Origin of the sequence: Moritella sp. PE36 (genome assembly GCF_000170855.1) — a bacterium.
Taxonomy (GTDB): domain Bacteria; phylum Pseudomonadota; class Gammaproteobacteria; order Enterobacterales; family Moritellaceae; genus Moritella.
Genome location: NZ_ABCQ01000010.1, coordinates 26,977 through 43,172, shown reverse-complemented (window position 1 = coordinate 43,172; position 16,196 = coordinate 26,977). Strand labels below are relative to the sequence as shown.

Annotated in this window: 14 protein-coding genes; 6 read left to right on the top strand and 8 right to left on the bottom strand. The window is 41.8% G+C overall.

All coding sequences use genetic code 11. The features are described 5' to 3' along the window. Positions 1 to 50: 50 nt before the first annotated feature. On the bottom strand, positions 51 to 389 hold the full coding sequence (locus PE36_RS24560; protein WP_006031550.1) for a hypothetical protein: 339 nt from the start codon (positions 387 to 389) through the stop codon (positions 51 to 53). 755 nt (positions 390 to 1,144) lie between these two features. Continuing rightward, a complete protein-coding gene (gene soxR / locus PE36_RS08300) occupies positions 1,145 to 1,588 on the bottom strand; it encodes a redox-sensitive transcriptional activator SoxR (RefSeq protein WP_006031549.1) in 444 nt (147 codons plus the stop codon). 127 nt (positions 1,589 to 1,715) lie between these two features. Between soxR and PE36_RS08295 the strand changes: the two genes are divergently transcribed. Then, positions 1,716 to 2,927, top strand: a complete 1,212-nt coding sequence (locus PE36_RS08295) for an MFS transporter (protein ID WP_083797991.1) — start codon at positions 1,716 to 1,718, stop codon at positions 2,925 to 2,927. Between the two features lie 433 nt (positions 2,928 to 3,360). Here PE36_RS08295 and PE36_RS08290 read toward each other — a convergent pair whose 3' ends face one another. Together PE36_RS08290 and PE36_RS08285 are read right to left on the bottom strand one after the other, a co-directional pair. Next, positions 3,361 to 3,996: an FMN-binding negative transcriptional regulator gene (locus PE36_RS08290; RefSeq protein WP_006031547.1), complete on the bottom strand. Its 636-nt coding sequence runs from the start codon at positions 3,994 to 3,996 to the stop codon at positions 3,361 to 3,363. 39 nt (positions 3,997 to 4,035) lie between these two features. Beyond that, complete coding sequence (locus tag PE36_RS08285; RefSeq protein ID WP_006031546.1) at positions 4,036 to 5,115, bottom strand: 2Fe-2S iron-sulfur cluster-binding protein; 1,080 nt, start codon at positions 5,113 to 5,115, stop codon at positions 4,036 to 4,038. Between the two features lie 146 nt (positions 5,116 to 5,261). Here PE36_RS08285 and PE36_RS24555 point away from each other — a divergent pair, with 146 nt between their 5' ends. Further along, a complete protein-coding gene (locus tag PE36_RS24555) occupies positions 5,262 to 5,888 on the top strand; it encodes a GntR family transcriptional regulator (protein ID WP_006031545.1) in 627 nt (208 codons plus the stop codon). 26 nt (positions 5,889 to 5,914) lie between these two features. Next, positions 5,915 to 6,649, top strand: a complete 735-nt coding sequence (locus tag PE36_RS24550; RefSeq protein ID WP_198138593.1) for a PLP-dependent aminotransferase family protein — start codon at positions 5,915 to 5,917, stop codon at positions 6,647 to 6,649. Positions 6,650 to 6,840: 191 nt separating this feature from the next. Here the strand turns inward: PE36_RS24550 and PE36_RS08275 are convergent, their stop codons facing one another. Then, positions 6,841 to 7,437, bottom strand: a complete 597-nt coding sequence (locus tag PE36_RS08275) for a type VI secretion system-associated protein TagO (RefSeq protein ID WP_198138592.1) — start codon at positions 7,435 to 7,437, stop codon at positions 6,841 to 6,843. Positions 7,438 to 7,881: 444 nt separating this feature from the next. Here PE36_RS08275 and PE36_RS08270 point away from each other — a divergent pair, with 444 nt between their 5' ends. After that, positions 7,882 to 8,982, top strand: coding sequence for a site-2 protease family protein (locus PE36_RS08270; RefSeq protein ID WP_006031542.1), 1,101 nt, complete (start codon positions 7,882 to 7,884; stop codon positions 8,980 to 8,982). Positions 8,983 to 9,052: 70 nt separating this feature from the next. Here PE36_RS08270 and PE36_RS08265 read toward each other — a convergent pair whose 3' ends face one another. The 3 genes from PE36_RS08265 to PE36_RS08255 form a co-directional block, all read right to left on the bottom strand. Further along, a complete protein-coding gene (locus tag PE36_RS08265) occupies positions 9,053 to 10,141 on the bottom strand; it encodes a lipocalin-like domain-containing protein (RefSeq protein ID WP_006031541.1) in 1,089 nt (362 codons plus the stop codon). After that, on the bottom strand, positions 10,138 to 12,588 hold the full coding sequence (locus PE36_RS08260; RefSeq protein WP_006031540.1) for an ABC transporter permease: 2,451 nt from the start codon (positions 12,586 to 12,588) through the stop codon (positions 10,138 to 10,140). The genes PE36_RS08265 and PE36_RS08260 overlap by 4 nt, the downstream gene beginning before the upstream one ends. Before the next feature lie 64 nt (positions 12,589 to 12,652). Then, a complete protein-coding gene (locus tag PE36_RS08255) occupies positions 12,653 to 13,321 on the bottom strand; it encodes an ABC transporter ATP-binding protein (RefSeq protein ID WP_006031539.1) in 669 nt (222 codons plus the stop codon). A gap of 372 nt (positions 13,322 to 13,693) precedes the next feature. Here PE36_RS08255 and PE36_RS08250 point away from each other — a divergent pair, with 372 nt between their 5' ends. Then, positions 13,694 to 14,764: an ABC transporter substrate-binding protein gene (locus tag PE36_RS08250; protein WP_006031538.1), complete on the top strand. Its 1,071-nt coding sequence runs from the start codon at positions 13,694 to 13,696 to the stop codon at positions 14,762 to 14,764. Continuing rightward, positions 14,761 to 16,101 (top strand): GGDEF domain-containing protein, encoded by a 1,341-nt coding sequence (locus PE36_RS23720; protein WP_006031537.1) that lies wholly within the window; start codon positions 14,761 to 14,763, stop codon positions 16,099 to 16,101. Before PE36_RS08250 ends, PE36_RS23720 begins: the two co-directional genes overlap by 4 nt. Positions 16,102 to 16,196: the final 95 nt, after the last annotated feature.

Here is a 16,196-nt window from a genome sequence, read left to right as displayed (position 1 = left end):
AGGATCAGCAAACATGTTGATTGATTCCTTATGAGTATTCTCAACCGGGATTATTCGGGCGGTAGAATGCAGGTATTTTTTTCATTCGAATTTGCAGGCTCCGAATTAGGCATTTCTGCATGTAAGTCGTTAGCAGTATTAACGTTAGGAACATCGTGGTCGGGATACACCGAATGCTTTAGATTACTCGGTTTATTCATGCTGTTATGACGCTGTTTACGCTGTAAATATATTGCTAAAGCCTTTTGTTGTTGATCGCGATTAAGGCCTTCGCAAATGACGCCTCTGGCTATCAAGGCACCGAGTAACCTTTCACTTTCATCCGCAGGAACAGAGGCAAACACTAAATGACTAATAAGCGACATCGCCAAACAAAAGACTATTTTCATTTAACCACTCTTGATTTGTAAATTGTTTGTAAAGGTTTCGTTAAGTTATTACTAATGAAATTTATTGCAAAATAAATAAACCAAACTTGAGATGTAACCCAAAAGTAATAGAAGTAATTCGTGCATACCTCACATTTTAAATATTTTCATCACTTAAATACATAATTCTGCAATCATAAACATGCCTTAAACTGATTGATTATTAGTCACTTAATATATATTCACAGGCGATATCATGTATCAAAAATATAAATTATCAATTTGGGTATTATCAGTCCGAACATGGGATATTTAAAAATAAAAGGGAGGAGAAGGAATAATGGCTGATATGACTGAATTTTAACTCTGTAACAAGATAAAGAACGAGTTAATGATATATTGGGTTACACTAAATTAGAGTCTTATAATGATATTTTTTCCTGTATTGACACATACTCTAATGCTCGAGAATATTCAAAGGTTACATTTTGAAAATGTTTGCTATCTATTGTATTGGTATGTATTTTTTTCAAACGTCAGCAATATTGAAGTTCGATGAAAGCTTGAAATAAAAAGCAGGTGGTGGGGTGACTGTTGTTGCACTTTTGCTTAGCCATTCATGAAATTGATACAAGACTGGTTCGGCTTTTGTCTCAATCGCGTACAGCGATTGAATGTAATTTAACGCCACTAGTGTTGCAAACAACGACGATCAGAATTCCTGATACATTTTATCCCACAACAGTTATGTATCATTTTCCTATCATTCGAATACGCTATTGGGTTAAATCGCTACTTTCCCATAACACCGCGCCTTTCCCTGTCTGAGCTAATATGTCTTGTGGGTTTCTAAGTCTGCACTTATTGATAGATAAGCATCCACAACCTATGCATTCATCAAGCTCATCTCTTAAGGTTTGTAAACGGTTAATACGTTCGTCCAACTGTAACTTCCACACATTAGCCATCACTCTCCACTCTTCTTCAGTGGGGGCGTTATCTTTGGGTAAATGCGACAGTGCAAGTGTAATTTCTTGCAAAGACATACCCAATTTTTGCGCCATTTTAATTACTGCAATTCGCCTTAACACACTGCGATCATAACGGCGCTGATTACCCGTGTTACGCCAACTTTGAATAAGCCCTTTCTGCTCATAAAAATGCAAGGTTGATACTTTAACAACTGCCCTTTTGGCTACTTGCCCAACACTCATTTCCATCTAACTCTCCCTGTTATTTTATATAAGCCTATGAAAATATCGCTTTACCTCAACATAACTTGAGGTATTAGACTAGCACTAAATAAAATATTTATAATAAATAATAATGAAAAGCATGGAGCATAATATGAGAAATAGAACGGTCCCCTATCTATTCGCGCGATTTTTTGATGGTATTTCGTCTGGGATGTTTATGATGGCGTTACCGTGGATCATGCTTTCAGAAGAAGGTATGGGTATGTTCGTGGCGATTACGGCATTAGTTTGTACCTCTGTATCATTTGTTTTCACACCCTTTTTTGCCACTTCGATAGATCGCTATTCTAGAAAAAAGATTCTGATATTCATGCAGTTAATACAAGCAGCTACCGCATTGATGGTGTTCATTACTTATTACAACGGTATTCAGTCTCACTGGCTTTTGGCTTTTGCGCAGTTAATCTTTTGGTTAAGTAATGATTTAGCCTGGAGTTGTAATAATGCTTTCACGCAAGAAAACTATCGTCAGGATGAATACGCAAAAATATCCAGTTATCAAGAAGTTGTGATGCAAGTCACCACACTTGGTGCCGGCGCATTAGGGATCATTTTACTTGAACACTGGTCAATGCTTGAATTTTCCTTTTTAGCTGTATTCGCTTCATTCCTGTCTGGCTTATGTTATATCGCGACCCCTTACCAGCGCCAGTTCCGTCCATCCTTAAAAGAGGCATTCTTTAAACAGCTTGTAGCAAGCAAAAGCATATTTTCTAAACAAAAACGATTCTATACATTTTTGGCATTATCTTGCTTGTCTTATCCAGTATTGACCTTTCTGGTAAAACTTGTCCCTATCTATTTCGCTGAACAAGGCATTAGTGGTAGTTGGTTTGCGACATGGAAAATGAGTTATGGTCTAGGGGCGTTACTCAGTGGATTGTTAATTGCTCACCTGTTAAGGCGTTATGATCATGACAATGCCATGATAGTTTCAATTCTAGTGATGGCGATCTTACTTCTTGTGATGGGCTCTTACCTGTCCCCTACTTTGATTATATTACTTACTATTGTCCTTGGCTTTTTCAATTCATATAATCGTATTGCGAGAACCAATAAGATGCATCATGTCATAGCGATGGAAGAAAGAGGACGCGTTGAAGGTGGATTAAAACTGTTTTCTACCCTAGCGCAAAGTTTGAGTTACGTCGTTATTGCGCTGTTAAGTTACTTACAACTCACGGCCTTGGGTTTTATTATTATCGGGATAGTATTGCTGATCGCGGGGGTGATAATGCTGCACTTAAAACAGCATTCAAATATTAAAATGCCTCTAAATCAAGAGCAAATTATCGGTCACTAGTCAGTATTCAGTATTCATAGCGTATTCTTGATGGCTGTAGTTTCTTTGATTCGGAGTTGAACCCTTACCGTTATTGGCAACGACGCTCTAAATGGAGTTTGTGCCACCTCCTCAAAATTGCCTCCCTACTACGGGGCTTTTTTGATATTGATATAAAATCATCGATATACGGCCTATTGGACATGAGTAAATGTATCGCGAACTGTCATGAGCAACATGTGACTGAACTAAGCCGCTGCTGGACAAAATTGGCTTAGAGTTTAGGCTGTAAAGTATATGGTTCTCATTATAGAAACTATGGATAAATTACGCAAAAAGCACACACTTGAATATAAGCGTGTGCTTTTTAAAATATTCGTTTCAGCAACGTCATTTTTTTTCAAAAAACTCATGCTTCATCAGATTACATTAATATGCAATGTAACCAACTCTGTTAGTTTCTCGTTTTTTCAACACAAGTTACCATTACGCTGGCCTCTGTTGACGACTCCTTCTTCAGCCCTTCACAAACACCTTTATTATCTTCCAACGTCTTGTTTTGGCTTGTTTTCCAGATACCTTGCAAACTTGAAATTTCAATCTCGATGCCGACAATAGCGCGTAATTGACGCTTAATAAAATCACTCGGTGCATCCGAAACCTCCCACGGTTCATCACGCCCCTTTTCATTGCGGCGTGTTAGTTCTGTTAAATGCGCAAGAATCCAATCAGCATTTTTGTGTAGCTTAACTTTCCCTCGAGCATGAACCATAATGTAGTTCCAAGTAGGAACAACTTTGTCATGCTCTTTTTTTGATGGATACCATGACGGTGTGATGTAATGGTGTGGGCCTCGAAACATAACAAGTACTTCAGTTGTATGATCAAGATTTTTTACAATGGGGTTGCCAAGTGTAATGTGACCCCGTAGGTTTCCTTTTGCAGATAATTCAGGATGAATTACCAAAGGAATGTGATCAGCGACTATGTCACCCTCTTGCATTGAAATCAGACTTGCAAAGGGATTTTTATGCATCATGTCATGCATGATTTCAATTCGATCTTCACGAAAAACTGGTGGTTGTAACATAATTTATTCCTCTAAATAACACTGTTTAATTTTGTATTTCTATATTCCCAGAACAACTCTGCTCTTTGGTGATGAGCAACAGAGCAATATTTGTCCTTCAGGCACTGGATTTAAAGGCTCTTCGTTATATTCAACAAAACCTTCAATAAGATCACAGGTACAACTACCACAAATCCCATCGCGACAACTATATTCAGGTGTTAGTCCCGATTGCTCAGCCAAATCTAATAGTGAATTTGAATCATTAACCCATCTAACATTACTACCTGAATTAGCAAAGACGACTTCGAAGCCTTCTTGTTCATTTGTCAAAACAGGCAAATCCGGCTTAGATTCAGAAGCGATAGTTTTAAAAGTTTTGGCTTTGCCGAAGAATTCATAAAAAATTCTCTCAGTTGGTAAACCAATGCTTCTAAACAACTGAAACATTGCGCTCATAAATGATTCAGTGCCGCAAAGATAGAGGTCATAATCATCCAGTGGCAACAAACTTTGAATTAACTGACGGTCTATAACATCTTGACTATCAAATAAACCTAACTCTTCGTCTTGATGAGTTGGGTGTCTATATATCAGATGTGTACGAATACGGCCGAGAGACTCAACTGCAATATTGTTAACTTCGCTCTTAAAAGCATGAACATCGCTGTTGTCACATACGTGAATAAACCAGACATCATTTTCACGTTTTTTCAAACTGTGGAGCATTGAAACCAGAGGCGTTAGGCCAACGCCAGCTGAAAGAAGCACAATTGGTCGAACGCTGTTATTATCTAGTACGAACTGTCCTCGAGGAGCTGAAATATCTATTTCATCTCCTATTTTTGCTAGATCGTGAAGCCAGCATGAACCTATGCCATCTAAAGCACCTTCCCAGTCAACATTTGCGGTTTCTCGTTTTACGCTGATCCGATAACTCTGAAGATTTTCGACGTCTCCTGAAATTGAATAAGATCTTAAAACAAAACCAGTACCTGTAGGGATCCGTAGCGTCAAATACTGTCCTGGCTCCGCATCCCAGAGCGAACTACCATCCGTAGGAGTCAAGTGAAATGACGTAACTAACGTACTTTCCTTGTGCTTTTTTAAAATTGTAAAACTTTTAAATGTTTCATTCATAATCAGCCACCTATGTGTAATACATTCCAATTATCATAAATTTTAAGATACCTGATACTGTATAACTCTTCATTTTCGTATGATTATTTTGCTATACTATTGGTCTACTTAAAAGAGCCAATAATGTCAAAAATGAGCATACCAATGTGACTAAAAATCTAAGTTCTTATTTCATCATCGACAGATCTAGAGATACCCCTATATTTGAACAACTCTGCGAGGTAGTAAGAAAGCTTGCACATTCAGGTACTTTAAAAAAAGGCATTGTATTACCAGCAACTCGTGTGCTGGCTGAAGACTTAACTGTATCCCGTTCAACAGTTGTAACTGCATACGAGCAGCTTGTAGCCGAAGGTTATTTGGAAGGAAAAGTAGGTGCAGGTTACACAATTTGCTCAATTGGAGCAGTTGAACTACCCCATACCAGCAATGATAGTATTCAAGCTACAGAATGCGTACCTACACTGATGCCACTTACCCCAAGCCAGCCGGACATGCGTTTATTTCCTTACCGACATTGGGCAAAAAGTGTCGCGCGAGTATGTAGAACTAACCCTGAATCAATGTTAACAGGCGCTGATATCTTTGGTAATTTTGCACTTCGAAAAACGATCGCTAATCATGTTAATGAGTGGCGTGCCTCAAGGCTCTCCACAACAGTTATATTACGACGGGGCGACAGACGCACTGAATATTTGTTTCGTATGTTAACAAAGGTAGGTCAAACGGTTGGAATGAAGATCCTGGGTATAAACCAATATCACGTTTTGTGACAAGCCAGGGTTTAATTCCTGTCTATTTGGATATTGATAAAAATGGTGCTGTATTACCTGAAAAAAAAACCAAACCGCGTGTTGTTGTACTCACTCCTTCACATCAATATCCACTCGGTGGGGCTATGTCGCCACAACGTAGATTGGACTACATCCATTGGGCCAATACCAACCACGCTTGGATCATAGAAGATGATTACGACAGTGAGTTTCGATATTCTGGTCGCCCTATTCCTGCTATGGCGGGTTTTGACAAATTAAATCGTACAATATACGTCGGTAGTTTTTCTAAGATTTTCTCTAACACTTTGAGATTAGGTTACATCATCGCCCCTAACTCACTAGTGGCCCTCATCCGTAGAACTATGAATGATTATGGTTTGAAGGCCGGGTTAATGCCACAGCAACCTCTTTCGGAATTCATCGATTCAGGCGAATTTTATCGACACTTGAGACGAGTTAGAAAAATTTATAATGAACGTCGAAAATTTCTAGTAAACGAGCTCTCTAAAAAATTTAGTCACTTCGGTCATGTACAGGATCACCCTGCCGGTATGCAGCTAATTTTTCATCTTAATAACACGTTGAAAGATACTGAAGTAGCACTGCGTGCAAAAGAGGTGGGCATTGCGTTAGAGCCCCTATCAGAATCTACAATGCGTAATCTTGATTACAATGGATTCATTCTCGGTTTTTGTGGATATACGGAAGGTGAAATGGATATCGTATTAAAGAGGTTACTTACTTTGCTTTCACGATAGCTCAACATCTATACGTAATAAATTTTAGTTATTAACCGTAGCAGACTTCCAACTGAATGGTTAAGTGTAACTCGCCAAACTGAATTCATTATTTACTCTATAAAGATGGCTTCGAGCCTTTTCAATACCCGAATAGATGTCGGCTGCGCGACACCTATTTTTATTGGTATTGGTATTGGTATTGTTAAAAACTACCAGCCACAGCTTTCTCTAAGCGGCTTGATGATATTTTCTAAACCAGCGGTATTGAAAATCGCTGTAACTGAGCGTTCATTGTACAACGTTACTTGAGTCACTAACTTCGGTGAATCAAGCAGCTCTTTTATGAAAGCAATTGGCTCGTTGTGATATGTGGTATTTTTGTCAGTAGACAGACTCCAGCTTTGAGTAATTGCCTTATTAGTACCGACTTGAGTCAGAACCGAGGCTTCGCGACCAAGATAGTCGTTCCAGCCAATATAGAGATCTGTTGTATTATTTTTACACCTTGCAACCAGGTAAACCGGTTTACCCCATCGGTTTTTTCCAGAATCAGCATTCAAAGTCAATGTAACAGCCTTAGAATTACCATCTACGGATACATACCACTTTCCTTTACCCACGAACGATGCTGGTTTAACTTGACGAACATTAAGTTTTTTAGCGACGGCCAAATTATCAAAGCACTCAAGTCTAGCCTGATCCCCTTCAACGATAGCGCATTTAGCATATTCTTTTTCATTTATTGCAGCGCTCGAGTTTGCAGCCAACAACAGTGAGCCTGCTACCAGTAAAATTTGTCTCATCATCTTCAGATTTATCCTTGCGATGCTTAACGCTTTAATACTCTTTATGAACAACACTTTACCAATTTATGAGGGTAAGGTAAACGGCCAGCGACTATTGATGATTATTCTCGTGCGGTACGCCGCATTTCTGCTTACTTTGACCTTTCATCAGATAAGTTCACAACCTCCAACCTAAGCCTGCAATCTAATCCTACAACCATTGCAAAAGACATGACCAAAAGGCCAGCAACCCGATGAGAAAAATATTCCTCACGTACCAATAACGTCGAGTAAATAGCGTCGAGTAAATCCATTGAACAGGTACTGTTATCGCGTTTTTCTCTTTGCGCTACTTTTTGCTATACTCTGCCATCGGCAAACACACTGTGATGACAGTAACTTAAACTCTATTACTCTATTACTCTATGAATCGGCATCACGGCCGCATAAATATAAAGGCTTAACTTGGAATTATTAAACATTGACTGCCTTGGCAAATCGCTGCGCCTAGAAGGCTCGCTAGCGGGCTGGCAACAAGTATTTTGGGACGACAAACTAGTGTCGGTGATCAACGCCTCGAGTGACAATGAGGGCAGTAAAACCCATGAATTTGAACTCAGCCAGCACAGCGGTGATGCGCAGACACCAGCCAGCATCCTCATCAAGCTCACCACCGAACTGCTCTGGCAACCCTTTAAAATAGACTATGCCTTGTATGTTAATGAACAGCTAATTAACCAAGGTCAGCGCGACACCAAAGATATTGAACGGCAAACCCCACAACATCCGGTTACCGTAAAGAAAAAATTTAGCTTAATTGGCTTAGGCTCGCTGGCGTTAAAGTTATTGAAGAGTGCCAAGGTTATCAAGGTAGTACTGGTCGGTGCCAGTCTGGCGGCTTATTCATGGCTATTTTCATGGGAGTTTGCCCTCGCTTTAATTGCTTGTCTGGTGTTTCATGAATACGGCCATGTTAAAGCCATGAAATACTTTGGTATGAAAACCAAAGGCATTTACCTGATCCCGTTTATGGGCGGTTTGGCATTAGGCGATGATAAGATTAATACCCGCTGGCAAGATGTGGTGATCTCGATTATGGGTCCCACCTTTGGCTTGCTCATGTCGCTGTTGTCTCTGGTCGCCTACTGGCTAACAGGAGAAATATTCTTTGCCGGACTGGCCAGCTTTAACGCCTTGCTGAATCTATTTAACCTGTTACCGATTTTACCGCTCGATGGTGGCCACATCCTCAAAAGCATTAGCTTTTCGATGAACAGCGTCGTAGGCCTAGTTGCTTGTATCGCAGGGGCCGTGGCCGGGATATTCATCAGCTATAGCTTAGGCTTGGCCCTGCTTGGCTTCATGCTGTTAATTGGTAGCGTCGAGATCGTATTTGAATGGCGTGGCCGTCACCAAAGCCATCTATTACCCCTCGACAAATACGGGCAGCTGTTTTCCGCTATCTGGTATGTGGCAACAGTCGGCGCGCTTATTGGCGTGATTTGGTACTTTGCCGGTATGGGCGATGAGTTACTGTCCCTGCCACTGCAGATATTACAAAGCTAATTACCCGCGGTGCCACCAGCCCATTGCGACTAGATTTTCGACAGTGGGCTGCAATGGGCTTCATTGTTCATTAGTTTACATAACCCGTCATTTCCACAAATCCTTCTCCGTCATGAGAACCTGTAAAACTTACCATACCCTCAAAATACTCAATACCAAAACGCATGATCTGCTGCTGATTAACTACCGCAACTTGTAGGTCGACATTTAAACCAATACTTGATTTATCCACTTGTAAGTCAAACGCATAGGGATAATCTAGCGTATCGTTAATATGACTTACCAACTTAATATTGTCCGCATCAAGAATATCAATATCGCCATTCCTGTGCATCAAACTGCCATAGACAAAATCCTGCTCAGAAGAACGAATACGGTAAATCATTAGCGCTTCATCCGCTGACAAACGCAGTGAGAACCAGTCCCAGCCTTGTTGATCTTGCGCGAGTATTGCCGAACCCCATTCTCGGTCAAACCAAGCTGAACCCGTCACATTTAGCCATTGTCCTTGCCATAATATTTCACCTTTTACATCAATAAAGGGCTGAGAATAATAATGGCTAGCGATCGCGTCATCTTGATGTTTTTTACTATAACCCTGCTCGCCTTGCAGAAAAAATGGACTCGCAGTCACTAGCGATAATTTAACCTGCCACGCTTCATTATCAGTGCGCGCAGAACCATAATTAAGCTGTGCAGGTAATAATGCCGCAAACGACTGCCATAACCAATCATCAATGGCTGCGCTAAAAGGTTGTTCAGTAATAGTCACATTGGCAAATTCTTCCCGACCCTGACGAAAAGCCGCAAGATGTACCTTAGTATCTGCTAATGCACCATGAGCAAAGTACCATTGCGCTTGATTAACTGCAGTTCGGAATAACGTCCACTGCGTAGCAAAACGTATTCCGGTGTCAGTCTTTAGATTAGCCGTTAAGTACCACCATTCATGATGATAGTCTTTATGTGGCGAATGTGCTCGAGGAAAACTAAGTCTGTTTTCTGGTGATGCTTGCGTATACTGCTGTCCATTATCTTCAACTTTAAGCAGATTTCGATTCGACTCAGAAGACATTTCAACTTGCTGCTCACAAGACAATAATAACAATACGACTAAGACTAAAAACACAAACAATTTTAAAAATTTACGTGATTTCATCTGTCGCTCCTTAAGTTCAATTTGAACAGCGGGATACTGAGCGCTGGCAGCAAAAATAATAGTCCGAATATGCTGCTAATGGCAAAGGAACCCACATTAAACATCAATGGCATTGACCAACCAAAAGAAGCCGGTAGTGCCTGACTCACCAGTGCATTAGCCAGTATCGTTGCGATAGGCCAACTTAACAACACACAGCCAACCGTAAGTAAGCACCATTGCATCAGCATATGAACAAACAGCTCGCGCTTGCTATAACCCAAACTACTCAAAATGTACAAATCGGCTTTACGCGCCAGCTCTAAACCATTAGCCGATAAGAACAAACCAAAACAAGCAATCACCAGTAATATAACCGCGATCAACCGAGTAAGTACAAAGGTCTGGGCAAAGACTTCCAGCGCTATTTTTTTTACTTGTGCTGGTTCATATATTTGATCATCGGCCAACCCCAGAGCCCTGCTCACAACATGCTTATCAATAACGGAACCCGGGTTAAAATACACGCCGAAGCCACTATAAACCCAACCAGAAAATAACGAATTTGCTTGCTGGGTATCTAACGTCAACGAAAATCCTGGATAGCCGTATTCATAATAGATACCCTGAATATAGCAGCTGTATTGCTGTTCACCCTGGCGAAGGTTAATGACTTGATCAACAACCAATTGTCGTTTGAGCGCGAGTTGTTCATTAATAAAACATCCCGGTGTGGCTTTGATTGACGACGACTTTAATAATAGTGAGTCAATCTGCCGTGAGGACTGATAACTGGACACTTTAACCGAATCATCCGCACTCTTTGCCCAAGTGTGTTGATGGAGAATGTATTCATCGATATCACGATTATTCTGCAACCAAGTTTCCACCGATTGTTTTTGACCCGGATGATAGCGGATCAACAGATCGGCACTTAATTGCTGGTCGAGAAAACGCACAAACGACCCCTCAAAGCTGTGTACCATTAAGGCTGCGGCAATACTTGTCGTTAACGCCAGATAGAAAGCAGCCAAGGGTAAATAACGCCGTCCAATCTGGTTGCTGGCATCTTTAACAATGTAATCCATCCGGAAAGCATTTAACTGAAAATAATGTAACCCCAAAAACTTAAAACAAATCCCACTTAGACATAATAATCCTTGTAAAAAATGCGGTAACAGCGCCACACTGGCGATCAATAACATGCCGTATTTAAGCATTATTTGATACCAACTATGCTCTGGCCACCAGCTAAATAGCAGCAATAAGCTAACCGCGACAGCCAAGGTTGCCCGTCGAGGAAACCGCACGGTTACTTCGCTTGCTGATAACGTGACATGGGCAGTACTGATGCGTTTGAATTGCTTGATTAATGCCAGTAATACTGCAACAGATGAAATAAGCAGCGCCCATAACGCGTATCGCCACTGCCAAGTAAAGTGACCACTCATATTCAGTGAATAAAGCTGGCTAAACGTAAGACCCAGCAAGGGTAACAACACAGTAACCAAAGCAACTGCAATCAATACCCCGACAATACTGGCAACCAGCACCAGAAATAAAGCTTCAAGCAGCATCGCTAGTTTGATCGTGTTTAACGCAACCCCCAGCAAACGTAACTGCATCGCTAATTCTGCACGTTTATGCCAAGCCTGCTCTCCCGCCTGAAACGCAATGAACATACTGACAATAAATCCTAATACAGCTAATGCCATCAAGTTAAGGTGCAGCGCATCAGCAAACCCACTACGCTCTTGATATGACCACGGCTCGTTGAGAGACAAATGTGTGGGTAATGCAGACTCTAAATCTTGCTTGTGTTGTTCTGATAATGGCGCAACCATTAACGCGCTAAAATCAATCTGCTGGGGAAATAACTGCCAAGCGAGTGCAATATCAACTAATGCAACTCTGCCCCATTGTTCGCTTGTGGTTAAAACAATCGGAATAACGGTATTGTCAGCCAAGGATAATTCAGATTTAACACCTGGATCTATATCGACATCTATCGCCAGTGACGCCAGATGTGCTTTAGTCAGTAACACTGCTTGGTGATTATATTGCGCGGGGTTAGCAATACTTAGCGCGAGCATATCAATCGCAACAAACTTCAGTCGTTTGCCATTAGCCAGATGTTTTCGGAACGTTAATACCGGGGTGATTTGCGTAAAACCCTGCCTGCGCAAGTTAGCAAAGTCACTTTTAGTCACTCGTCCACCTTGCTCGGCGACAATATAAAAACCGATAGGACTGGTTAACTGAGCGTTAGCTTGGTGATACTGCAGCTTACTGGCATGATTTAAGACCAGAATGCATAACAAGGTACTGGTCGCTATGGCTAAACTGAAAATAAAGCCCAAATGTAACAAACGATGGTGATTATATTCTGCAATCTGGGTTCGTAATACCAGCCACAATTCTTGCCGATCTAATCTGCGGATGAAACTAATAGTATTACTATCCGTCATCGTCTCTATCACCCTTGGGTAGACTAACCAACTCGATAAGCTCTATTTCTGTTTTTGTTATTTGTTATTTGTTAACTAAGGTTAGCTGACCATCTGCTAATTGATAGATCTTATCCATTTTCGCCGCAACATTGTGGCTATGCGTAACCAGCACAAGTGCGGTACCGTGAGATTTAGCTAACTTGACCAACAACTCCACCACACAAATACTATTGTTATCATCCAGATTACCGGTCGGCTCATCAGCAAGCAGTAATTTAGGTTGGGCACTCATTGCCCTGGCAATCGCCACGCGTTGCATTTCGCCACCAGAAAGAGTCAAAGGATATTGATTTAATAAGGCTTGAATATCTAGCTGTCGCGCCAGTGCAGTGCACAGAGATGCATCGTAGCGATCAGCCAAACGAGCGCTAAAAGCGATATTATCTTGAACCGACAAACTCGATAATAAATTATATTGTTGAAAAATTATCCCCAACTGTTTTTTTCTCAGCTCACTCAGCTGCTGCTCACTCGCTTGTGCCAGCGCCACCCCTGCGAGGATGATCTGGCCTTGCTGTATCGGCTCTAGTCCGGCGATGAGGTTAAGTAACGTGGTTTTACCGCTGCCACTGTCCCCCATCAAACCAATGCATTCACCTTGCCCCACAGTTAAGCTTAGATCAGACAGCAATTGTCGCTGCCCATGACCATCGGTGATCTGATGATTAAGATACTCGATGGTTAATGACACGCTTACTCCTTAGCTATCTGCGCTTGCAAAGTGGTTAAGATGACGCTCATGCCACGTCGTTAGATTAATAATAGTGGTATTTTAAACGCTTGGACTAGCCGTACGTGACAGATACTATATTGACATGATATTAGATATTGTTAGTATGCGATTAATATTTATATCTATCATAATTATTTTATCGGTACTATCAGCGAACATGCCTAATTAAGAGTGCAGAATACCAATTTAATAAAAGGTAAATACTGCAATTATACTAGGTAATATCGAATTATTTAGCATATTACGTTAATGCAGGAAGCTTATGTAGTGTTATTAATTGTATCCCCAGCCCTGAGCATGTTCAGGCGCCAACTTTTTTTTCTACTCCTAATGTTTGTACCAACAGTTAATGCCGCGTCACATAAGGTGGTCTTCATTAGCCCTGGGCATGCTGATCAAGGTTTTTGGCACGCCGTAACTGGTACGATGAGCTCTGCTGCCGAACAATTGGGTTTTGAGTTAGAAGTTCTGTACGCCGATCGCCAATGGGCAAAGATGGTTCGCAATGCAGAGAGCGTCATCGCGCGAGCTGACAAGCCTGATTTCTTAATACTGGTTAACGAATATCAGCAAGGGGCGCGCTTGCTGGCATTAGCGGATAAGGCTAGTATTCCGACCTTAATGCTGTTGAATAGTTTGACTCAACAGCAACGCGACATCTACGGCGCACCTCGCGAGCAGCTGAAAAACTGGCTGGGTAGCCTCACGCCTGACAATGAAAACGCCGGATACGAAATGGCAGAGTCTTTAACCCATAATACGAGACAGGAAAATAATCCGCCATCAATCGCCTTGCTAACTCTGGCTGGTGACAATAATACGCCGGCTTCACTGGCAAGACTTAAGGGTTTAGATCGCGCCTTAAATGACTTCCCGGTGTTGAAAGAACAGCGTCGTATTTCAGTTAACTGGTCAGGTGATGAAGCGTATAAACGAACGCGCTTGTGGTTGCAAAGCGGACAACCATTAGGGGCTGTTTGGGCGGCTAATGATGACATTGGTTTGGGCGCTATCAAAGCCATTCGTGAAGCAGGCTTGAAACCCGGTATTGATGTACAGGTTTCAGGACTAAACTGGTCTCAAGACGCCATTAAGCATGTCATGAATGGCGAAATGACGTTAACCCACGGCGGCCACTTTCTTGCGGGCGCTTGGGCTATGGTGATGCTTTATGATTATGTACAGGGGCACGATTTTAATGCCATTTCTGCAGAGGTTCACTTCCCCATGACAGCCATTAACCAAGCCAATGCGTCTGACTACCTAGCACATTTTGGCAATCAGCAGTGGTCTCGTATTCCTTTCAAAAACTTTTCTTTAACCCATTCAACCAAATTAACTCGCTATCCGTTTACATTAACCAAGCTACTTCAGTCTCAGCAAGAGCCAATACGAAAATGAGTACTAAATCTACAATAGATTTTGGTCGAGGATTGGCCGTTCGCCAGGCTTACATGACCGTCGGCATAGCTTTGCTGGTTGGTTTTTTGATGGCGCTGATATTATTATTTTTCGAATATCAAAGTGAACAACGTCGGATCGAACAGCAGTTACAGAGGGTGATAACATCTTCATCCGCAGTAGCGGCAGAATCACTGTGGACACTGAGCACAGACTTGGCTGACGTAGTATCCGAGGGACTGGTAAGTCAGCCCTTGATCGTGGAAGCCACTATTGAAACCTTTACAGGTACTGTGCTAAGTCAACACAGCAGACCTGCTGTATCAGAATGCTGGTTAGATACTCTATCATTTTTATTTGGCCCAACAAGAGTAGAAGTTATACCACTCTTTCACAAAAATGATCTTGTCGGACATTTAAAATTGAATATTGACCCCTTACCAGCACGACAAGTCTTTTTTAAGCGAATTCAGTATATTGCTGTTGGTGAGCTGGTAAAAACGCTGATTTTAGCTGCTGCCCTGCTAGCGCTATTCTATATAACACTGGCACGACCTATTCGTAATTATGCCAATTGGGTTGAGCGGATTGATCCCGATAACCCCGTAGGCTGGCGGCGAGCGCCACCAAGACGTGAACAGCGTGATGAGCTGACTGCTTTAGGTGAATCAATCTTTCAACGTCTTGTACAGGCACGAACCTATTTTTTGGAATTACAGCAAACTCGTAGTGCATTGGAAACCCTTAATCAAGAATTGGAAGATCGTGTACAAGTACGAACTAAAGAGTTAGAGGTTGCGCTGGCCCGTGCTGAGCATTTAGCCACAACAGATGTAATGACCGGTATCCCTAACCGTCGTAGCTTTATGGATCAAGCAGAGAAAAGGCATGCAGAATGGCTGCGATATAAACGTCCCTATGCGCTGCTAATGATAGACTTGGATACATTCAAGCAGATCAATGATACTTATGGGCATCCAGCAGGCGACCAGGTTTTAATCTCTGTGGCTGCAGTATTACAGCAGCATACCCGATGTGAAGATATAATCGGTCGCATAGGAGGGGAAGAATTTTGTGCGTTACTGGTTGGAGTCTCCGAGGTTGGGGCCATTAATCTGACCGAACGCATACGCGCTGAGATAGCGAAGTTGCCAATTGAGTTTGGCGGGCAATCTATCCCAGTGACTGCAAGTTTTGGCCTAGTACCGCCAGAGTCGTTACAAGAAGACTTCGATGAAGTACTTAAACATGGCGATCAGATGTTGTATCAAGCTAAAAATGAAGGTCGTAATCGAGTTTGTATTTACCACAGTGAGATTTGTACTAGTGCTCACTAGCATAAATCAGTGAACTTCGCCCTGCCCCCCTATTCTCTAGGCAAGGTACTGATACCGCAACAGGCAGGATTAAACCACCCGCTGGTTATTTATAT